This window comes from Agrobacterium sp. 20P9.1.2 (genome assembly GCF_057799395.1).
Genome location: NZ_JBYOKI010000002.1, coordinates 249,408 through 267,870 on the forward strand (window position 1 = coordinate 249,408; position 18,463 = coordinate 267,870).

Consider the following 18,463-nt stretch of genomic DNA (forward strand, 5'->3'; position numbering starts at 1 on the left):
CCACTAAACTGGTTCTAAAATAGAACTAGAACATGCGTGGCGCAAGTGGTCTTATCTTAATACCAGACTGGAGCATATTCGATGGACAAGATGACAGCAACCAATCACCCGCCCTACGATGAAAGAATGGAGGTCCAGGCCACGCCGGCAGTGTTGCCAAGATGGCTGGTCATGATTTTCGCTGTCACCTGCGGCATCAGCGTCGCCAATATCTATTATGCCCAACCGCTGCTCGATGCGATCGCCTCCGATTTGGCCATAGATCAAGCAAAAATCGGTCTCGTTGTCACGCTGACACAGGTCGGCTACGCAGCGGGTCTCTTCCTCGTGGTGCCGCTGGGTGATCTTGTCGACCGCCGCAAGCTCATCCTTTCCCAGACCATCTTATCGGCCATTGCACTCGCCCTTGTCAGTCTTTCGCCCAGTGCCAGCATTTTCTTTAGCGCAATGATAGCCGTCGGCCTTCTCGCAGTCGTCGTTCAAGTGCTGGTCGCCTTCACGGCAAGCCTCGCGGCTCCGGCGGAAAGGGGCCGCGCCGTCGGCCTGGTGACGAGCGGAGTGGTTACTGGAATTTTGGCTGCCCGGTCTGTAGCCGGACTAATTGCCGACTTCGGAGGCTGGCGCGCCGTCTACCTCACATCAGCCGCGCTGATGCTCTTGATGGCGACAGTCCTCTTCCGCGTTCTTCCCCGCCAACAGGCGTCCAAGACTTCGGACACTTATGCCACCATCGTGAAATCCATCCCCGCGCTCTTCCTGCATGACGGTCTGTTGCGCCAGCGCGCAATATTCGCCTTTTTTGTATTTGCAAGCTTCAGCACGTTATGGACGGCCATGGTGCTGCCGTTGAGTTCAGCACCCTACGAGTTGTCGCACACCGAAATTGGCCTGTTCGGACTGGCCGGACTTGCTGGCGCATTGGCCGCGAATGCAGCTGGCCGACTGGCAGATCGTGGATTTGCGCAGTGTACGACAGGACTGTCGCTAACCCTGCTCACCCTATCCTGGCTTGGGATCGGCTTTCTGCCTCAATCTTTGCTCGCCTTCCTTGTCGGCGTCATCCTTCTCGACTTTGCAGTCCAGGCTGTTCACGTTACCAATCAAAGTCTGATTTTCGCAGCGCGCCCTGACGCCCACAGCCGGCTGGTAGGCGGGTACATGATCTTCTACTCACTCGGCAGTGCGGTCGGCGCCGTCGCCTCGACAACCATCTACGCCAGCTGCGGATGGACCGGCGTTTCCATCCTCGGCGCCGCATTCAGCGGCACCGCTCTGTTGTTCTGGCTCGTGAGCCGGACGCGTGCCGGACGAAAATTCCGCTCTTTTCCTAACTCTTGAAAAGATGCGCCTTACCGAGAAAGGAAACGGAAACGGCTTCTCCGCTACTCATTGTTTCATGAGAGGGAAGGTTCACATGGAAGGACACGCCACTGCTTTGCAGCGTGACCTTTGCGGTGAAAGCTGGCCCGCAGAAGCTCACGTCATTGATTGTGCCAGATGACTGCTTGTTGCTGGTCGCTCTCGTTACGACAATCTGTTCCGGGCGGATCATGATCTGGGCTTTGCCGCGGTAGAGGTCATCCTCGACAGGCAGCCGACCGAGCTCACTATCGGCATGGCCGTCAGCAACATCTGCCGGAACAATAATTGCGTCCCCTAAAAACGTCGCCGTCGCGGGATCAACCGGGCGGGCGTAGAGTTCTTGCGGTGAACCGACCTGGGCAAAACGGCCCTTTTGCATCACCACCAGCTGTTCGGCAAAAGCAAAAGCCTCACTTTGGTCATGCGTGACGAGGATGGTCGGAATGCCTGCGGCGGATAGAACCTCGGTAACCGCTTTTCGTGTGGCGACCCGCAAACCGGTGTCGAGCGCGGAAAAGGGTTCATCCAAAAGCATCAGACGCGGCTTTCTCGCTAATGCACGGGCCAGCGCGACACGTTGCTGCTGGCCGCCCGAGAGCTGGTCGGGTTTGCGCGACAGCATCGCGCGGTCAAGCCCGACCATGTCCATCAACTCGGCTGCCTTGCTGTGTCTGACTGCCCTCTCTGCATTCACGCCAAAGGCAATATTGTCTGCGACCGACAAATGCGGAAACAAGCAGCCGTCCTGGGCGACGATGCCGATATTGCGACGATGGGCCGGGACTTTCTGGCTATCGCCGGCCATCACTTCGCCATCAAGGGTAATCGTCCCTGAATCAGGAACGTCAAAACCAGCCACGAGCCGCAGCAATGTGGTTTTTCCGCAGCCGGACGGACCGACGATGGCGGTGCGGCTGCCTGCCTTTACGGAAAGATCGACGCTATCCAGCGCGACGACCGAACCATAGGATTTGCGGATGGCTTGAAGCTTCAGAAACGTCATCGCCCTGAGATCTTTCGAGATTGATTATGGAGCAGAAAAGTCATGGGCAAAGAAAAAAGCACCATCAGAAGGGCATAGGGTGCCGCACCCGCATAATCGATTTCATTGGTCATGGCCCAGAAAGCCATGGCCAGTGTGCGGGTACCGTTCGGTGCCAGCATTTGCGCAGCGGTCAACTCGTTCATGATACCGAGAGCGGCTAGAGCAGCACCTGCCGCTGCACCCGGGGCTGCCAGCCGCACGGTCGTAGACCAGAGTGCGCGGGCTGGCGAACGTCCGAGACTTGCCGCAGCCTGTTCCAGCTCCACCGGCACCTTCGCTATTCCCGCGCGAAGGCTGACCAGTGCGCGGGGCAGAAACATGACGACATAGGCAAGAAAGATGGTGGTAACGGTCTGATAAAGCGGCAGAATGACCCGAACCGTCACCGTTACAAGCGCCAGCGCAATAACCACACCCGGCATGGAGCTTGCCAGATAATAGCATTTCTCCAACAGGGCGGAGGCCCGCGTCGAGCGGCGGACGGAAAGCCATGCGATGGGCACTGCTGCGGCTGTGACGACAACGCCGCCGATGAGGCAAATCTCTATGGTCTGCCAAAGTGCAAGGCCGATTGTATCCACCTTCCATACCCCTGCCCCGCCCGCAATAAGCCAACGCCCGAGTGTGAGAGCCGGGATGCCGAGAGAGAACATGGATACGATGATGAAAAGGGCAAAGGCGGGATATTTCCATCGCCCAAGCGGAACCAGCCCGTTGCGACCGGAAACGCCTGAACCCACACGCGCACTGCGACTTTTGCCGCGAAACCTAGCCTCAAGTGCAAGGAGCAGAACGCAGCAGAACACGAGAACCACCGCCAGCATATTTGCTGCCGCGCCGCTATAGGTCGATTGGAACTGATCCATGATCGCCGTCGTGAACGTATCGAAGCGGATCATGGCGTAAAGGCCATATTCCGCCAGCAGATGCAGACCAACCAGAAGCCCGCCGCCACAGATTGCCAAGCGGAATTGCGGCAGCACGACACGGCGAAAAACTGCAAGCCGGTTCAGCCCCAGTGATGCCGCACAATCTTCAAAGGCTGGATCAAGCAATCTGGTCGCAGCCGACACTGGCAAATAGACAAATGGAAAATACGCGACGACCGAGATGGCAATACCGGCGGGCAGTCCGTTGAAGCTGGGCCACAGGCCAACCCAGGCGTAAGAATGCACAAAAGCGGGCACCGCAAGCGGTGCAATGGCCATCCATGACCAGATTCTCGCACCGGGAAGATCGGTGCGCTCCGTCAGCCAGGCCAGCGTCACGGACAGGAGTATGCAGATGGGAAGGGTGAAGAGGATCAACAGCACGGTGTTGACCATCAGATCGCCGACGCGGGCGCGGAAAATCAAATGGGACGCCGTTTCCCAGCTGGTTTCGATGCACGCCCACAACACGAAGCAGAATGGCAAAAGCGCCAGACATGCAACAAAGATTGCGATCAGGATCGTCCATGGCAAATCGACCACCGGACGCGGTCTGGAAATGGAAAGATGACCGGTTTCTACGACAGATTTCATCCGTGCCTCGAAAATCGAAAAGTCATCGCAGACAAGCTGCGATGACTTTTGTCTGAGTTGAGGATTTAGAGCAGGCCAGCTGCCGTCATCAGGTCGGTGACTTTGGCATTGTCAAGCGTGGATGCCTCTACCTTCGGCGCCTGAAGATCGGCAATCGGTACCAGCGCCTTGTTGGAGGCCTGACCGTTGCCAACAGCATATTCGAAAGAATCGCCATCACGCAGGATCGTCTGGCCGCCCTTGCCGGTAACCCACTTCAGGAAAGCCTGGGCCTGTTCCTTGTGCTTGGAAGAGGCGAGAATGCCGCCGCCGGAGGTCGAGAGAAACGCACCCGGATCCTGATGTTTGAAGTAGTGCAGCGCGACATTCTTGCTGTTTTCGCCAGTCTTTGCCTGATCGCCGAAGTAGTAATAGTGATAAATCAACGCGCCTTCGACTTCACCGGCATTGACGGCCTTCATGGCTGTTGAGTTGCCGCGATAGGCCTTGAAGTTTTCCTTCATGCCCTTGAGCCATGTGGTGGCTTCCGCTTCACCCTTCAGCTGTACCAGCGCACCAATGATGGCCTGGAAATCCGCACCCGTTGGAGATGCAGCCCAACGGCCCTTCCATTCCGGCTTTGCGAGGTCCAGCATCGACTTTGGCAATTTGTCTTCTGTGAGCTTGGTCTTGTCATAGGCAAAAACGGTGGAGCGAGCAGCAATGCCGACCCAATGACCATCCGCAGGGCGGAACTGCTCGGGAACCTGCTCGAGCGTTTCCTTAGCGACCGGTTCGAACAGGCCCTTGCTATCGACAAGCGCCATGGCTGGCGAGTTTTCCGTCAAAAACGCGTCCGCCGGAGAATTGGCACCCTCCTGCACGATCTGGTTGGCAAACTCCATGTCGCTGCCCTTGCGGAGCGTGACCTTGATACCCGTTTCCTTCGTGAAAGCTTCTGCCCAGGCAATGCCCAGTCCTTCGTGTTGCGCGTTATAAACGACGATTCCATCGGCATCCTGCGCATGCGCGGTGCCAGACAGGCACGTCGCGGCAAAGGCAGCCGCTATCAAAAGATTTTTTCCAGATAGTTTAGTCACGTATGTCTCCCGATCAAAACAGGCCGCGATGGACCATATTTTCCGTGCGATTTAAGCGTCCGAACACGCACTTGAAATGCGCTTAAAACTATTCGGATAAACTCCACTTATACCCGCGAAACGGTTCGAGCTATGGGGACTAAAGTCCCTATCGGGAGATGTGCTGAGAGGTCATTATCCCCCGATCAGTCTTTTGATCGGGCTTCTCGGAGATAGATCGCAGCCTCGGTTCTGTTGCGCAGTTTCAGCTTCTGCAGAATGCGCGTCATATTGTGTTTGATGGTCTTTTCCTGAAGGTTCAACAGCCGGGCAATTTCCTTGTTGCTGTTGCCAGCGGCCACGAGTTCAAGAATCTGCTCCTCTCGGGGCGTCAGACTGGCGAGGGCTTGCGCAGGGTGCCTGACGGTTTCCAGCCCCGCCACGGCATCGCGCGTCGAAGACGACGCGATGCAATCCTCACCAGCAGCAACCCCCGAAATCACCGCAACAAGTTCGGATACACCGACGCCTTTAAGAACATAGCCCTTTGCTCCCTCGGCAAGGGCTTGCGCGATATCGGAATCATGTTCCGAGGCCGTCAGAACGATGACGGAGGCCGCAGCGTCTCGCCGCAGAATAACGCGCAACGCCGAATGTCCGCCACCGGGCATGGAAAGATCCAGCAGCAGGATATCCGGACGGTGCTGGTCAAACAGTGAAATCGCATCGGCAGCACTGGCGCCTTCTCCAACCACTTCAAAACTCGGCTCATCTTCCAGACTGCGCGACAACCCGCTTCGAAAAATCGGGTGGTCGTCCACGATCACGATTCTGATTACACCCGGTTTCATGCGTTAGCCCCACCGGGCAGGGTCATGGAGATCGATGTGCCTGATCCGACTTCGGAAACAATTTCCAACCGCCCGCCTAGCCCTGCGACCCGCTCCTCTAGCCCAGCCAGACCAAGGCCGTCCTCATTATCACGCCGAACAAAACCGACACCGTTATCACGGACACTAATGATGATTTCGCTATTCGTTTCGCCTGCTGAAACAGCGATGTTAGTCGCCTGCGCATGCCGGGTGGCGTTGCTGAGAGCTTCTTGGAGGAAGCGATAAGTGCAGATTTTCATGGCCTGGGAAGTAATCTCCAGCGGAGCGATATCTGCTTCTACAGATCGTGCAGAATGCTTTTCGTGAGTGGCAATCACGCGGCGTACCACATCCTCGCCGGAAAGCCCTTCAAGCTCCGGCAAGGTCAGGCCACGGCAGATACCCCTGATCTCTCTGACCGCTTCATCAATGGAATGTTGGACCATGGCTTCGTCGTCTTCTCTTGCCCGTCCGGCGCGGATTGCCTCCAGCCGTAACGCGGCAAATCCCAGGAGCTGGGCCGGGCCATCATGCAGCTCGGCAGATATTCTGCGCAGATAGCGCTCGTTGAGTGCCGCGGTGCGCTGAGTTGCCTGATCGATACGTCGGCGTAAACCTTTGTTGACCTCAAGCATGCGCGATAGTTCCGTTACCTGCAGATGCAAAGATCGTTTCTGCTCCTCGATCAGGCGGCTCCCTTTCGCGACGATGCCAAACAGCAGCACCAGCATGCCCGCCGTCACGCCGGCAACGACCAGCCAACTTTCGTAACGCGCATTATCTAGCTCCGACATGAGATCGGCAGAGCGCTCGTAAAATTCCGCGACGGCGATGACCCTGCCGGACACGGCATCGCGAATGGGGCTATGAATTTCCAGCAACATCTGGCCGCTTTGCTTTTCCTCGGCATGCTCTTCACCTTCCAGAGTATCGAAAGCGGCATGAACCGTGCCATTGAAGGCGGTAGAAAGTCCGACCGATCCGTCAAACCTCTTGCCGATCAGGCTGGGCTCGCTACTGAAGACTATCGTGTTGTCCTTGCCCCATATTTTGAAGGAAAACAGTTCACCTCTCAAAGGTCCCTGATTAAGCGTGTCGAGGATTTTGCCTCGCGCATCATCACTGAGTGACGAACCGGTCGCTAGTTCCTGCGTCAGCGGAGAGACAATGCCGGCAACATAGAGAGCCGTTCCGCTTGCCATGTTGCGCACGGCTGCGTTCTCGATTTTGGACGTTACCCATAGCCCGATCAGGATCATGCCGAGCAAAAGAACGACCGTCCCAGCCAAGGCGAATTGCCAGGCTAGCGTTGGCCGACGTCCAGACAGACGAAGAAACTGGCGTACAGCAAAATACTTCATGGTCGTTCCGGAGCCGCAGCGTACATCTTCGACTTTCTGTTCCAGAAGGCCGCCGATTGCAACGCTCCAAATGTTTGGAAACGGAAGCACCCTTTGCCACCGTGCCGAAAGGGTGCTTTTTGCCTGACTTTATCTGACGCCGGACACAGGTGAGATCAGTTCGGCGTATTTACCCGCTGCATCTGTCGGCAGAGTTGCGATAGGTCCGATTGCCTCCATCGCCTCACGAGTTCATTGGCATCTACAGCATTCGACAAAAAGTTTCCCAGTTCGCCACCAATCTGAATTTGAGCATCGGTAATCCTGCATGCTCTTTCGTCGATTGAAACGGCAACGGCAATTTCTGCCTGCATTGGCGGCGTGTTGAAAAGTGCGTCTGGAGGGCTTTCGCAGGTCACGAAGGCAGTCGCTCTCAGAGAGGCGTTACGATCCGCGCTGCGACACAATTCCGCTGACTGTACGTGGAAACTTTGCGTGTGATTGGGTCCGGCGGGAAGCTGCTCGCAAACCTTCGCTGACGACAAAGCCCGCGCAATCGTCGGCCATTCGGGCCGTCCAACCAGCGAAACGCAGTTTGCCCATGCGGGAGCAATGGAGGCGGAGAGCGACACGGCGCACATAAACAGCGTTGCAAAAAGGTGTTTCACGGATCACGCTCCTCACTGTCGTTCAGACGCTCGTAAACCCGCTTTGCGACTTTTTTGCTTCGAACAAAGCTCGTCGTGTACACCCTTCGAGTTACAAAAGTTCCTTCAGGCAGGACGTTATCAACGCGTGATCTTCGACATCAGGCAGACCACTGACACCCACCGATCCAATGAGCGTTCCGCCGTTTAAAACCAACGGAAATCCGCCACCGCTTGCCACGTAGTGACTGGTTGGCAACCCGAATTTCGTGTTGAAATCATAGCCCTTCGCTTCCGCTTCAAGCCGGACGCGCAAAGAACTGCGGTGGAACCGATGGACAACAGCGCATTTGCGGCTGGTCCACCCAAAATTATCGATTGTCGCCCCCGGAAGAAGGGTCGCGAATACCACATCAGCGCCATGCCTGACTTCGATAGCCACTGGCAGTTTCAGAGACGCCGCTCTTTGCCTGATATGGCTGCCCAACATCCACGCAAAATCATAGTTGAAGCGATCCAGTTTAAGATTGGCTTCTTCGGCCAACACGGCTTCTATACTAGGCGTTTCTACGGCCATGTGGCTCCCCTAACATGATGATATCCTTACCAACCTCCATTCAAACGCCCGAAAAGTCAAAGGCTGGGTGGGTTGAGCACCCCTTTTGCGCTCACTAGGGCTGCAAGCCCGCACAACGCGCCGTGTTGCGAATATGCGCCTCCATTTCGCTACGGGCCAAAGCTCCGTCGTTTGCCCTCAAAGCTGCAATGATGCGGCGGTGTTCTGCAATGGATTGCCGCATCCGTTCCGGGTCGGTGATCGGGATCGGCTGGCGCTGGGTTTCGGTCACCTGATCCCGAACCGTTTGGTAAAGCGCTTTCAGCATGGTGTTGGAGCAGGCAGACACGATGGTGCCATGAAACTCCAGATCGGCATCGACATTGGCGAGCAAATCCTGATTGGCCCAGCAATCCTCCATGATCTTGGTGGCCTTTTCCATCTTTTCCAACTGTGTCTGGGACAATCGCCCGGCGGAAAGCCGCGCAATCTCGCCTTCCAGCAGAATACGGGTCTGGAAGACGTCGAAGACGGAATAGCTTTCGGAGTAGCGCCATGGCGCCATGCCCGATTGGCCAGCCGCCCCATCACCAGCGGCCACGAATGTCCCGCGCCCGGCCTCCGTTTTCAGCAGACCTAACGTCTCAAGCGTCAGCAAAGCTTCTCGTAGGGATGCCCGGCTGATACCGAATTTCTGGGAGAACTCGCGCTGTGACGGGATTTTCTCGCCGGCCTTCAATTGCCCAGCTTGGATCATGGCCTGTATTTCGCGGGCAACCGATTGTGGCACAAGCGTTTTGTTGAGCATTCGATCCCTGTTCCCTGAAAGCCGCCACCGGCTCTTCCGATATATTTTTTAAGTAACATCTTGCAAAGCACAAAAGCGCGTGCTTGTTTGGTCGGACTGGTCTGACCAGTTAGACCAACGTAGATTGGCTTAAAACATAAAACAAGGGGTTCTCGCATGCTTCACGTTTCGCGCATCAAAAGCACATTTCTCGCCGGGCTGGTCTCAGCACTCGGCGTGTTCAACGTTCAGGCCGCCGATCTCACGGTCGGCGCCAATATCGGCAACGTGCCCTGGGAATTCGAAGATGCCAGCGGCAAGGTCACCGGCTTCGAAGTCGACCTCGTCAACGAAATCGCCAAGCGGCTCGGCAAGTCGGTGGAATTCGTCAACACGCCGTTCAACGGCCTGTTCCCCGCCGTCCAGTCCGGCCGTATCAACATGGCCATTTCCTCGATCACCATCACTGAAAAGCGCCTGGCATCCGTCACCTTCGCGCAGCCCTACTACGACAGCGACCAGTCCCTGACTGTTACAGCCGCTTCCGGCATCACCGGCCTCAAGGGTATGAGCGGCAAGGTCGTCGGCGTCGATACGGGATCGACAGGCGATATGTGGGCCGAAGCTCATAAGGGCGAATACAAGCTTGGCGAAATCCGCAAGTTCGAAGGCTTGCAGCCCGCCATGCTCGATCTCGTAGCCGGTCGCATCGACGGCTATATCTCGGATATTCCTGCCCTGCTCTATTACGCAAAGGACAAGCCGGAGTTGAAGGTTGTCGAGCGCATTCCGACCGGTGAAAAATACTCGATCATGTTCAACAAGGGCGATCCGCTCGCCACTGAAGTCAACAAGGTTATCACCACGCTGAAGGGCGAAGGCTTCATTGCCAAGCTGCATGAGACATGGTTCGGCGCAAAGGCAGAGGACACGACCTCGACCGTTGCCGTTCTCGACATGCCCAAGGCCAAGTAAGGCTTGAACCGCATCCGGCGGGGCCAAACGCGCCCCGCCAGATTGCCAAGGGAGCCACTCCGGCATGAACCTCATCAATACCTTCTTCAATGTTCCCGTGTTTCTCAACAGCCTGCCGCAGCTGCTTTGGGGTCTGGTCGTCACCATCCAGATCGGCATCACCAGCATTCTCTGCGGCCTGATTGGCGGCCTCTTTCTGGCGGTGGCACGCCTTTACGCGCCGGCTTTCTTCAAGCTGCTGATCCGTGGCTACATCGACATCTTCCGGTCGATCCCGCTATTGGTGCTGCTGATCGTCGTCTACTACGCGCTGCCCTTCGTCGGCATCCGGCTGTCGCCGTTCCTATCCGCTGTCACTGCACTATCGCTGGTATCAGCCGCCTATACCGCCGAAATCTTTCGTGCAGGCATCGAGGCTGTGCCGCATGGGCAATTCGAGGCGTCCGCAGCCCTTGGTCTCTCTAACCGCAACACCATGGTCGATATCATTCTGCCGCAGGCCATCCGCATCGTCATTCCACCGCTGACCAACAACTGCATCAACGTCATGAAGGACACCGCCCTTGCCTCGGTGGTAGCCATGCCGGACCTGTTGAAACAGGCGACGCAAGCGCAGGCGCTGAACGCAAACCCCACGCCGCTGATCGGTGCTGCCCTCATCTATATCGCGCTGCTATGGCCGATGGTCGCCGTCGTGGCACGCCTTGAAAAACACTTCAGCCGGGGGAAACGTTGATGGAAAAGGCCACCTCCCCTCTGATTTCTATTCGTGGGCTGACCAAGGCCTATGGCACCTTCACCGTGCTGCACGGCATCGATCTCGATGTGGCCGCAGGCGAAGTCGTCTGCGTCATCGGCCCTTCCGGGTCCGGCAAATCGACGCTCATTCGTTGCATCAACCATCTGGAAGCGTTTTCGCCAGATAGTACCATCACCGTCGATGGGATTCGCGTTGCACCCGGTCCGGCCCTTGCCAAGGTGCGCGCGGAAGTCGGCATGGTGTTTCAGTCCTTTAATCTGTTTCCGCACATGACGGTTCTCAGAAACGTTATGATTGCCCCCATGCGGGTGCGAAAGACGCCGGAAGCGGAAGCCGAACGTAAGGCGCGCGAGCTTCTGGCCCGTGTCGGCATTTCCGAGCAGGCGGAAAAATTTCCCGGCCAGCTCTCAGGCGGCCAGCAGCAACGTGTGGCAATTGCGCGTGCGCTTGCCATGGAGCCGCGCGTTCTTCTGTTCGATGAGCCGACATCAGCGCTTGACCCCGAAATGGTCGGCGAAGTGCTGGATGTCATGCGCAAGCTGGCGGGCACCGGTGTGACCATGGTGATCGTCACCCACGAGATGGGCTTTGCCCGTCAGGTCGCGGACCGCGTCATCTTCATGGACGGCGGCAGGCTGGTAGAGTCCGGCACGCCTTCAGACATTTTCGACAATCCACAAGAGGCAAGGACACGCGGCTTCCTTCGCGCCGTCCTCAACCATTGAATAAAAGACCACTCGGGAGACACCAGGAATGACCACCCCTTCACCGCTTAACCTCGATTATGTGCGCAGCCAGTTTCCAGGCCTGTCACGCGGTTGGACTTTCTTCGACAATGCCGGCGGATCGCAAATACTGAAAGGCGCGCTGGAGCGCATCAATACGTTTCTCATCGAAAAGAACGTGCAGATCGGCGGCTCCTACGCGGTTTCGCAAAGCGCAGCCAATGCGCTCTACGAGGCCCGAACGGCCGCCATGCATCTGGTCAATGCTTCGAGACCGGAAGAAATCGTGTTCGGCAGTTCCACCACGGCGCTCTTGCAAAACCTTGCCCGCGCTATGCAAAGCCAATTGTCTGCGGGCGATGAAATCATCGTCACCGTCAGCGACCACGAATCCAACATCGGCCCTTGGGACCGTTTGCAGGATGGCGGTATCACGCTCAAATTCTGGCCGCTGAACAAGGAAACGCTGACGCTCGATCTGGCCGATCTCGCACCACTGATGAGCGAACGCACAAGGATGGTCTGCGTCACCCATGTCTCCAACATTCTCGGCTCCATCAATCCGATCCGCGAGATCGCCGACTTCGTTCATGCGCGCGGCGCAAAGATTTGCGTCGATGCCGTGGCCTATGCCCCGCACCGCGCCGTCGATGTGCAGGCGTTCGACGTCGATTATTACGTCTTCAGCCTCTACAAGACCTATGGCCCGCATTATGCGCTGATGTATGGCAGATACGATCTGCTGCTCGAGCTTGATACGCTCTACCATTATTTCTACGGCAAGGACAAAGTGCCGGGCAAGCTGGAGCCGGGCAACCCGAACTATGAACTGGCCTACTCTACCTGCGGTATCGTCGATTATCTGACGGCGCTGGGCGAGCAGGCGGGCGAGACCGGCACGGTGCGTCAGAAAATCGAGGCGGCCTTTGCAGCCATCACAGCGCAGGAGAACCTCCTGACCGAACGATTGCTAACCTACCTGCGCTCCCGCAACGATTGCCGGATCGTTGGGCAGACCACCAACCATGATGAAACACGCGTGCCGACGATTGCCTTCCGCTTCGATGGCCGTGAAGCTGGCGATCTCTGCAAGGCAATGGACGGCGAAAACATCGCCATGCGCTTTGGGGATTTCCACTCCCGTCGGCTTGCCGAATATCTCGACCTGACAGACCATGGCGGCATGCTGCGGGTTTCCATGGTGCATTACAACACGCTGGAAGAGGTTGATCGCTTTACAGCTGCGCTTGACCATATTCTGGCTGGCGATGCGGGATTTGCGAAAGCAAGCTGAGCTGTGAACGACAGGAAGGATAGGGAATGATGCGTTTCGATACGGTGATCAGGCACGGAACCGTGGTGACGGCAAGTGACACCTTCGTCAGCGATGTCGGCATCAAGGATGGTCGTATCGTCGCACTTGCCGCTGAACTGACCGACGCCGACGAAGTGATCGACGCCACCGGCCTTTTCGTCATGCCCGGCGGTATCGACAGCCATGTCCATCTCGACCAGCCCTCCGGCGATGGCATCGTCATGGCCGATGATTTCGATAGCGGCACCCGCTCGGCCGCCATTGGCGGCAACAGCACGGTTCTGGCTTTCTGCATGCAGGAAAAAGGCCATTCACTGCGGGAGGCGTTGAAGGTCTATCATGCAAAGGCCGAAGGAAAATGCCATGTGGACGTGTCCTTCCATCTCGTTATCACCGACCCGACTGCCGAAGTTCTGGGGCAGGAGCTTCCGGCGCTGGTGGAGGATGGCTACACCTCACTGAAGGTCTTCATGACCTATGAGGGCTTGCGGCTCCGCGACGATGAAATCCTCGCGACTCTGGATACGGCACGCCGCACCGGCGCGCTCGTCATGGTTCACTGCGAGAACGAGGATGCCATTCGCTACCTCATCGGTCGCCATGAGGAAGACGGCAAATTCGAACCGAAATACCACGCCACGACACGACCCATCGCTGCCGAGCGTGAGGCGACACACCGCGCGCTCTCGCTTGCCGAAATCGTCGATGTGCCCATCGTCATCGTCCACGTCTCCAACCGAGAGGCGATGGAAGAAATCCGCAGAGCCCGTCATCGCGGTCAGAAAATCGTCGGCGAAACCTGCCCACAATATCTGATGTTGACCGCAGACGATCTCGACCAGAGCGAGATGGAAGGTGCCAAATATGTCTGCTCACCGCCCCCGCGCGACAAGGCCAGCCAGGACGCCTGCTGGGAAGGTATCGAACAGGGCGTGTTCGACCTGTTCTCCTCCGACCATTGCCCGTTCCGCTTTGATGACCCGGAGGGAAAACTGAACGAGAAAGGCAAGCGGAATTTCCGTTGGATTCCGAACGGCATTCCCGGCGTCGCCACCCGCCTGCCCATCCTGTTTTCGGAAGGCGTAATGAAGGGCCGGATCGACATCAACCAGTTCGTCGCCGTGACCTCGACCAATCACGCCAAACTTTACGGCCTCTACCCGCGCAAAGGCACCATCGCTGTCGGTGCAGATGCTGACATCGCCTTGTGGGACCCGAACAAGCGCGTCACGCTCACCAATGACATGCTGCACCATGGCGCGGATTATACGCCTTACGAGGGGCTGGATATTAGGGGTTGGCCAGTGCGTCTGCTGCTGCGCGGCAAGACCATTATGGAGGACGGAGCTTTTGCCGAACCCACCCCTCAAGGAAACTATCTGCCGCGCGAACGATCGTCGCTTACGAAGCAGCGTTCCGAAGCGTTGAGTTGAAATCGCAAAGCATCAGGCTGATTTCTTCGCAAGCAGGTGCTCGGCATATGCCATCATCAACGGACCCACGCCCTTGGCATCGTCACTGACCACTGGCTCGGTCAGATAATATTCCTGTGAGCCATCGCGATAATTACCATCGAAACCACCGAGACCAGCGACGTGGACGATCCCGCACAATTGTGTTCGTCCGTGCGAATCTTGCTCGAGTTTAGTCTCTATCAACGCATTCAAAGCGGTGCCTCCCCCCTTTCGCGCCCTCTCCGTTTCGTCTGCGTCCAACAGCTTCAGTCGCGATGCCCGCAGCAGGGCATATGCGAACATGGCAGAAGCCGACGTTTCTTCATAATTGCCGACAAGATCGGGCGCGTCGAAGACCTGCATCCACAGGCCTTTCTCTGTTTGACGCTCCATGATTGCCGCCAGAAGCACCCGAGTGCGTTTTCGCAGCGACGCGGTTGCCTCATCGTCTGGTAATATCGTCAGGCAGTCCACGAGGGCCATGGCCAGCCACCCCAAAGATCGCCCCCAAAGGGCTGGCGAGCGACCAGTCACGGGATCGGCCCACCTCTGGTCGCGGCTATCATCATAGCCATGAACGTAAAACCCACCCGGATTTTCTGTCAGGGCCAGCGCCGTCGAAAGCTGTTGCAGCGCGTCTGTAATCAGTTCGAGACGGCCTGTCTCTTGCGCGTATTCGATCTGGAAGGGTAATCCCATGTAAAGGCCATCCAGCCATAGCTGATGCGGATAACGCTTCTTGTGCCAGTAATTTCCAGCCGGAATTCTGGGATGCGTCTTGAGCTGACCTGCCAGATGATCAGCAGCCTTCAGGTATCGGCTGTTACCCGTTGCAGCGGCCAGAGGAAAGAGAACGCGCCCCGCCAATATGTGATCGATGTTGTATTCGTGCGGATCGTAACCCGCCAGCGTACCATCTTCTCCAATCTGCTGATCCGCGAGGCGATGCAGATGATCGTCCCAGCGCTTCTCAGCCGTTGCGTCATGGAGAAGCTGCAAGCCGCGATAGATGCAGCCATCTTCATAACACCAGCTGCCACCTTTGTAGTGCTGATAGCGGCTGGCGAATTGCTCAAAATAGTCGATGACTGTCATCTGTGGCTCAATCGGCTTGTGAAACATTGGAAATGGGAGCGCGACTTAGCAACGCGGGGTCATCGCAGGATATGTCTGCCTGCTCGCAGACGATCATCTCATGCAGCATGGAACGCACCTGATCCGCCATGATGGGCGCTGTCGCCACCGCATCGGGATCAAGAGACACGACTTTCAGTCTTCTGATCTCGATGTCGCGGATCGGCGCTTCGGGAAGCCCGAGGAAAACGCCTACGGCATGGGACAGTTTTCGAATCTCGATATCTTCCACGAAGATTTTGTCGATCTGCGGCGTGCCGCTATCGACCTCAGCGGGCAGTCTCGATTGTACCCGGTCGCTATGACCATCTGCATCGCAGTGATAATGCGCGTTGGTGGAGAGAGCAGTATGGACACCATCCAGCAGGACGCGCCGCATCGTGATATTGCTGACGGTGCCGCCGCGTCCGCGCCGCGTCTTGAGACGCAACCCGCGATCCGTGCCGATCATCTCGCAGTCTTCCATCGTCACATCTTGAACGCCGCCGGACATTTCCGAGCCGATCACCAGCCCTCCATGGCCACGCTCCATGAGGCAGTGGCGGATACGGATCGCCCGTGTTTCTGCCAGATGATCCTCTTCGCCATTGGACCCGCGCTTGCCCGCTTTGACCGCGATGCAGTCGTCACCGACCGAGAAACGCACGCCCGCAATCTCAATGTTGCGAGAGCTCTCCGGGTTGAAACCATCCGTATTCGGACTGTCGTGAGGCGCCATGATGGAAAGGCCAGCGGCCACGAGACCATCGCAACCCTGTGGGTGGATTGTCCAGGACGGCGCGTTTTGAATGGTGAAGCCAAAGAGCTTCACATTGTTGCAGGAAACGAGATGCAGGCCGCGCGGTCGGCGCGCGCCGTCGCGGGTTTCCTTCGGCCATGTCCACCAGTCCCCCTTGTCACCGGAACCATCCAGAACGCCCTCGCCTTCAATGACAAGGTTGTCCGCTGCGATGGCGTGAAGAGGAGCAGCAAAACAGGCATCCGGCAGTCCTTCCCAGCTGCCCAGCATACGACCATCCGCATCACGCGCCGGTAGGATCGGCCAGCCTGCACGGGTAGAGGGCGGGCGAAGCACAGCCCCCTTGGCCAGATGCAGGGACATGTCGCTCTTCAGTCGCAGAGGGTAAGAGGTCCATGTGCCTGCCGGAATGCGCAAGCTGCCGCCTTTCGGAACGGCTGCAACGGCTTGCGCGAAAGCATCTGCATTTGCGCGTGCAGCCTCGGCATCGTCCAACGCCACATCGGGCACAATCGCAAATGCAGCCGCATCCACGAGACCGGCGCAAGGCGTCGTCCGGAACTCGAGGCTTTCGAAACCATCCGCCTCGAACCGGAAACGCGTATCAGGCTGCAAATCATGCAACAGCATCACGACCGTATGGGTGTGGCCAAACCGCTCGCCATGATCGACGTCAGGCGTGGACAGCCGCCAGGCAATCGCCGCGGGGAGATGATAGCGCGCGCCGGGAACGGGAAGGCATAGCGCCGCCGTTCGTGCAGAATGCGCGATGAGCGAAGGTCGGTTCATGTTCGGTCTCGTGTTGTACAAGCCCCCGCCCTAAACGTCGGCGGAGGCAGTGCTTGGTCAGCAAAGAGTGGCTGGGCCGCTGTGATCGACAACGGCCCGGCCGCATCAGTCGAATTTCGCCAGAACATCGTTGGTGGAATCGATGATCTGCTCGGCGGCCTCCTCAGCCGTGAGCTGGCCATAGGCATATTCTTCCAGCGTATCGATGAAGGCCGAGCGGATTTCCGGGTGTTCGTTGAAGGGCGATACGACGGGGCCGGAGGCTGCCATGACGATGGCGTTTGCTGCACGAACCTCCGGCTCGCCCTTTTCGCCGAGACGCTGTGCTGCCGCCTTGGATGCCGGAAGACCACGCGAAGTGCCGAGCGCATCGATGCCTTCCGGTTCGTTCAGCAGGCAATTGACGATTTGCGCCGCAGCGTCAGGGTTCTTGGAGTTGCGCGAAATCGAAAACACCATGGACGGCTTGCGATAGACGCCTTCGGTCACAGCATCAGCCTGCTTCAGCATCGGCACGGGCTTCAGGACCTGACCCTCCTTCAAAGGATCGGCATATTTCGAATAAGTCGAGTCCCACTCATAGGAGCCGGCAATGCGCCCCTCAGACCAGGACGGTTTCTCATAGAGATTGACGTTGCCGTCACTCGCCTCTTCCTTCTGAGACCGGATGGCACCGCTTTCAACCAGTTTGCCGAGGAAAGAAATTGCGCTCGCAAGCTCCTCCGGCGTCCATGCAACCCGGTTGGTCTTTTCATCGACCAGATCCTTGCCGGTCTTCTGGACAACTGCGAGCGTGACCAGAAGCTGGGCTGTCTCTTTCACGGCATTGAAAGTGTAGTAGTCCTTGCCAAGCTTTTCTTTGATGGTCTTGGTGGCGGTAAAGAATTCGTCCCAGGTCTTCGGAATGGCAACGCCAGCCTTTTCAAAGGTCGTGGCATTGAAGAAAAACACGCGGCCCGTGGTGGATACCGAAAGTCCCTGCAACACGCCATTCATCGACCCGGCCTCGAGATCGGTTTCAGCCCACTGCGACAGATCGAGCGCTTTGAGCTGTCGCAGATCCGCAAATCCCTCGCCATTCTTGGAAAACAGCGGCAACCACGGCCAGTTGACCTGAACGATATCGGCCTCTGTCTTGCCCGCCATCTGCGTCGTCAGCTTTTCCAGATAGCCATCAAAGCCAGTGAATTCGCCCTTGACGGTGTGCCCATGCTTCTCACCGCAGGCGGCAATCGCCTTCTGGGTCGCCACATGTCGGCTATCGCCGCCCCACCAGGACATGCGCAGTTCTGCGGCATTGGCCATAGGGGCCACAGCCATCGTGGCATAGGCACCGGCAGCCAGCAGGATCGCGGTTCTTTTCAGCTTGCTCATTGTGTATT

Annotated in this window: 17 protein-coding genes; 6 read left to right on the forward strand and 11 right to left on the reverse strand. The window is 57.5% G+C overall.

The genetic code is table 11. The features are described from left to right. The first annotated feature begins 90 nt into the window (after positions 1 to 90). Positions 91 to 1,338, forward strand: coding sequence for an MFS transporter (locus AC27VJ_RS07015; RefSeq protein WP_488683793.1), 1,248 nt, complete (start codon positions 91 to 93; stop codon positions 1,336 to 1,338). On the opposite strand, the gene AC27VJ_RS07020 is transcribed toward AC27VJ_RS07015, so the two are convergent. From AC27VJ_RS07020 to AC27VJ_RS07055, 8 genes are all read right to left on the reverse strand, one after another. Continuing rightward, positions 1,328 to 2,365: an ABC transporter ATP-binding protein gene (locus AC27VJ_RS07020; RefSeq protein WP_488683398.1), complete on the reverse strand. Its 1,038-nt coding sequence runs from the start codon at positions 2,363 to 2,365 to the stop codon at positions 1,328 to 1,330. The genes AC27VJ_RS07015 and AC27VJ_RS07020 overlap by 11 nt on opposite strands. Further along, positions 2,362 to 3,930: an ABC transporter permease gene (locus tag AC27VJ_RS07025; RefSeq protein WP_488683399.1), complete on the reverse strand. Its 1,569-nt coding sequence runs from the start codon at positions 3,928 to 3,930 to the stop codon at positions 2,362 to 2,364. The genes AC27VJ_RS07020 and AC27VJ_RS07025 overlap by 4 nt, the downstream gene beginning before the upstream one ends. Positions 3,931 to 3,995: 65 nt before the next feature. Beyond that, the gene (locus AC27VJ_RS07030) at positions 3,996 to 5,009 is read right to left on the reverse strand and encodes an iron ABC transporter substrate-binding protein (protein WP_113087521.1); all 1,014 of its coding nucleotides are present in this window, start codon (positions 5,007 to 5,009) and stop codon (positions 3,996 to 3,998) included. A gap of 185 nt (positions 5,010 to 5,194) precedes the next feature. Further along, entirely contained in the window at positions 5,195 to 5,839 is a 645-nt protein-coding gene (locus AC27VJ_RS07035; protein ID WP_488683400.1) for a response regulator, read from the reverse strand. Next, positions 5,836 to 7,221 (reverse strand): sensor histidine kinase, encoded by a 1,386-nt coding sequence (locus tag AC27VJ_RS07040; RefSeq protein ID WP_488683401.1) that lies wholly within the window; start codon positions 7,219 to 7,221, stop codon positions 5,836 to 5,838. The genes AC27VJ_RS07035 and AC27VJ_RS07040 overlap by 4 nt, the downstream gene beginning before the upstream one ends. 155 nt (positions 7,222 to 7,376) lie before the next feature. Next, on the reverse strand, positions 7,377 to 7,841 hold the full coding sequence (locus AC27VJ_RS07045; RefSeq protein ID WP_488683794.1) for a hypothetical protein: 465 nt from the start codon (positions 7,839 to 7,841) through the stop codon (positions 7,377 to 7,379). Between the two features lie 118 nt (positions 7,842 to 7,959). After that, positions 7,960 to 8,424, reverse strand: coding sequence for a heme-degrading domain-containing protein (locus AC27VJ_RS07050; RefSeq protein ID WP_353578737.1), 465 nt, complete (start codon positions 8,422 to 8,424; stop codon positions 7,960 to 7,962). Positions 8,425 to 8,518: 94 nt separating this feature from the next. Next, positions 8,519 to 9,211 carry a FadR/GntR family transcriptional regulator gene (locus AC27VJ_RS07055; RefSeq protein ID WP_353578736.1) on the reverse strand — a complete coding sequence of 231 codons (693 nt, stop codon included), beginning with the start codon at positions 9,209 to 9,211 and terminating at the stop codon, positions 8,519 to 8,521. A gap of 156 nt (positions 9,212 to 9,367) precedes the next feature. Between AC27VJ_RS07055 and AC27VJ_RS07060 the strand changes: the two genes are divergently transcribed. The 5 genes from AC27VJ_RS07060 to hydA all read left to right on the forward strand — a co-directional run bounded on the left by AC27VJ_RS07060 (position 9,368) and on the right by hydA (position 14,398). Continuing rightward, on the forward strand, positions 9,368 to 10,165 hold the full coding sequence (locus AC27VJ_RS07060; protein ID WP_077106409.1) for an ABC transporter substrate-binding protein: 798 nt from the start codon (positions 9,368 to 9,370) through the stop codon (positions 10,163 to 10,165). 64 nt (positions 10,166 to 10,229) lie between these two features. Beyond that, a complete protein-coding gene (locus tag AC27VJ_RS07065) occupies positions 10,230 to 10,901 on the forward strand; it encodes an amino acid ABC transporter permease (RefSeq protein ID WP_062450185.1) in 672 nt (223 codons plus the stop codon). Further along, positions 10,901 to 11,650, forward strand: a complete 750-nt coding sequence (locus AC27VJ_RS07070; protein WP_488683402.1) for an amino acid ABC transporter ATP-binding protein — start codon at positions 10,901 to 10,903, stop codon at positions 11,648 to 11,650. Before AC27VJ_RS07065 ends, AC27VJ_RS07070 begins: the two co-directional genes overlap by 1 nt. Before the next feature lie 28 nt (positions 11,651 to 11,678). Then, positions 11,679 to 12,944 (forward strand): cysteine desulfurase-like protein, encoded by a 1,266-nt coding sequence (locus AC27VJ_RS07075; protein ID WP_488683403.1) that lies wholly within the window; start codon positions 11,679 to 11,681, stop codon positions 12,942 to 12,944. Between the two features lie 29 nt (positions 12,945 to 12,973). Next, positions 12,974 to 14,398 (forward strand): dihydropyrimidinase, encoded by a 1,425-nt coding sequence (gene hydA / locus AC27VJ_RS07080; protein ID WP_488683795.1) that lies wholly within the window; start codon positions 12,974 to 12,976, stop codon positions 14,396 to 14,398. A 12-nt stretch (positions 14,399 to 14,410) separates the two neighbouring features. Here the strand turns inward: hydA and AC27VJ_RS07085 are convergent, their stop codons facing one another. The 3 genes from AC27VJ_RS07085 to AC27VJ_RS07095 form a co-directional block, all read right to left on the reverse strand. Beyond that, entirely contained in the window at positions 14,411 to 15,514 is a 1,104-nt protein-coding gene (locus AC27VJ_RS07085; RefSeq protein WP_488683404.1) for a glycoside hydrolase family 88/105 protein, read from the reverse strand. A gap of 7 nt (positions 15,515 to 15,521) precedes the next feature. Continuing rightward, a complete protein-coding gene (pglA, locus tag AC27VJ_RS07090) occupies positions 15,522 to 17,081 on the reverse strand; it encodes a polygalacturonase PglA (RefSeq protein WP_488683405.1) in 1,560 nt (519 codons plus the stop codon). Positions 17,082 to 17,186: 105 nt separating this feature from the next. Continuing rightward, a complete protein-coding gene (locus AC27VJ_RS07095; RefSeq protein ID WP_488683406.1) occupies positions 17,187 to 18,455 on the reverse strand; it encodes an ABC transporter substrate-binding protein in 1,269 nt (422 codons plus the stop codon). Positions 18,456 to 18,463 lie beyond the last annotated feature (8 nt).

What these genes read in the sequence shown, in the direction of transcription:
- AC27VJ_RS07015 (WP_488683793.1), top strand. Translation starts at nt 91, where the DNA reads ATGACAGCAACCAATCACCCGCCCTACGATGAAAGAATGGAGGTCCAG.
- AC27VJ_RS07020 (WP_488683398.1), bottom strand. Translation starts at nt 2,365, where the DNA reads ATGACGTTTCTGAAGCTTCAAGCCATCCGCAAATCCTATGGTTCGGTC.
- AC27VJ_RS07025 (WP_488683399.1), bottom strand. Translation starts at nt 3,930, where the DNA reads ATGAAATCTGTCGTAGAAACCGGTCATCTTTCCATTTCCAGACCGCGT.
- AC27VJ_RS07035 (WP_488683400.1), bottom strand. Translation starts at nt 5,839, where the DNA reads ATGAAACCGGGTGTAATCAGAATCGTGATCGTGGACGACCACCCGATT.
- AC27VJ_RS07040 (WP_488683401.1), bottom strand. Translation starts at nt 7,221, where the DNA reads ATGAAGTATTTTGCTGTACGCCAGTTTCTTCGTCTGTCTGGACGTCGG.
- AC27VJ_RS07045 (WP_488683794.1), bottom strand. Translation starts at nt 7,841, where the DNA reads ATGTGCGCCGTGTCGCTCTCCGCCTCCATTGCTCCCGCATGGGCAAAC.
- AC27VJ_RS07050 (WP_353578737.1), bottom strand. Translation starts at nt 8,424, where the DNA reads ATGGCCGTAGAAACGCCTAGTATAGAAGCCGTGTTGGCCGAAGAAGCC.
- AC27VJ_RS07055 (WP_353578736.1), bottom strand. Translation starts at nt 9,211, where the DNA reads ATGCTCAACAAAACGCTTGTGCCACAATCGGTTGCCCGCGAAATACAG.
- AC27VJ_RS07060 (WP_077106409.1), top strand. Translation starts at nt 9,368, where the DNA reads ATGCTTCACGTTTCGCGCATCAAAAGCACATTTCTCGCCGGGCTGGTC.
- AC27VJ_RS07065 (WP_062450185.1), top strand. Translation starts at nt 10,230, where the DNA reads ATGAACCTCATCAATACCTTCTTCAATGTTCCCGTGTTTCTCAACAGC.
- AC27VJ_RS07070 (WP_488683402.1), top strand. Translation starts at nt 10,901, where the DNA reads ATGGAAAAGGCCACCTCCCCTCTGATTTCTATTCGTGGGCTGACCAAG.
- AC27VJ_RS07075 (WP_488683403.1), top strand. Translation starts at nt 11,679, where the DNA reads ATGACCACCCCTTCACCGCTTAACCTCGATTATGTGCGCAGCCAGTTT.
- hydA (WP_488683795.1), top strand. Translation starts at nt 12,974, where the DNA reads ATGCGTTTCGATACGGTGATCAGGCACGGAACCGTGGTGACGGCAAGT.
- AC27VJ_RS07085 (WP_488683404.1), bottom strand. Translation starts at nt 15,514, where the DNA reads ATGACAGTCATCGACTATTTTGAGCAATTCGCCAGCCGCTATCAGCAC.
- pglA (WP_488683405.1), bottom strand. Translation starts at nt 17,081, where the DNA reads ATGAACCGACCTTCGCTCATCGCGCATTCTGCACGAACGGCGGCGCTA.
- AC27VJ_RS07095 (WP_488683406.1), bottom strand. Translation starts at nt 18,455, where the DNA reads ATGAGCAAGCTGAAAAGAACCGCGATCCTGCTGGCTGCCGGTGCCTAT.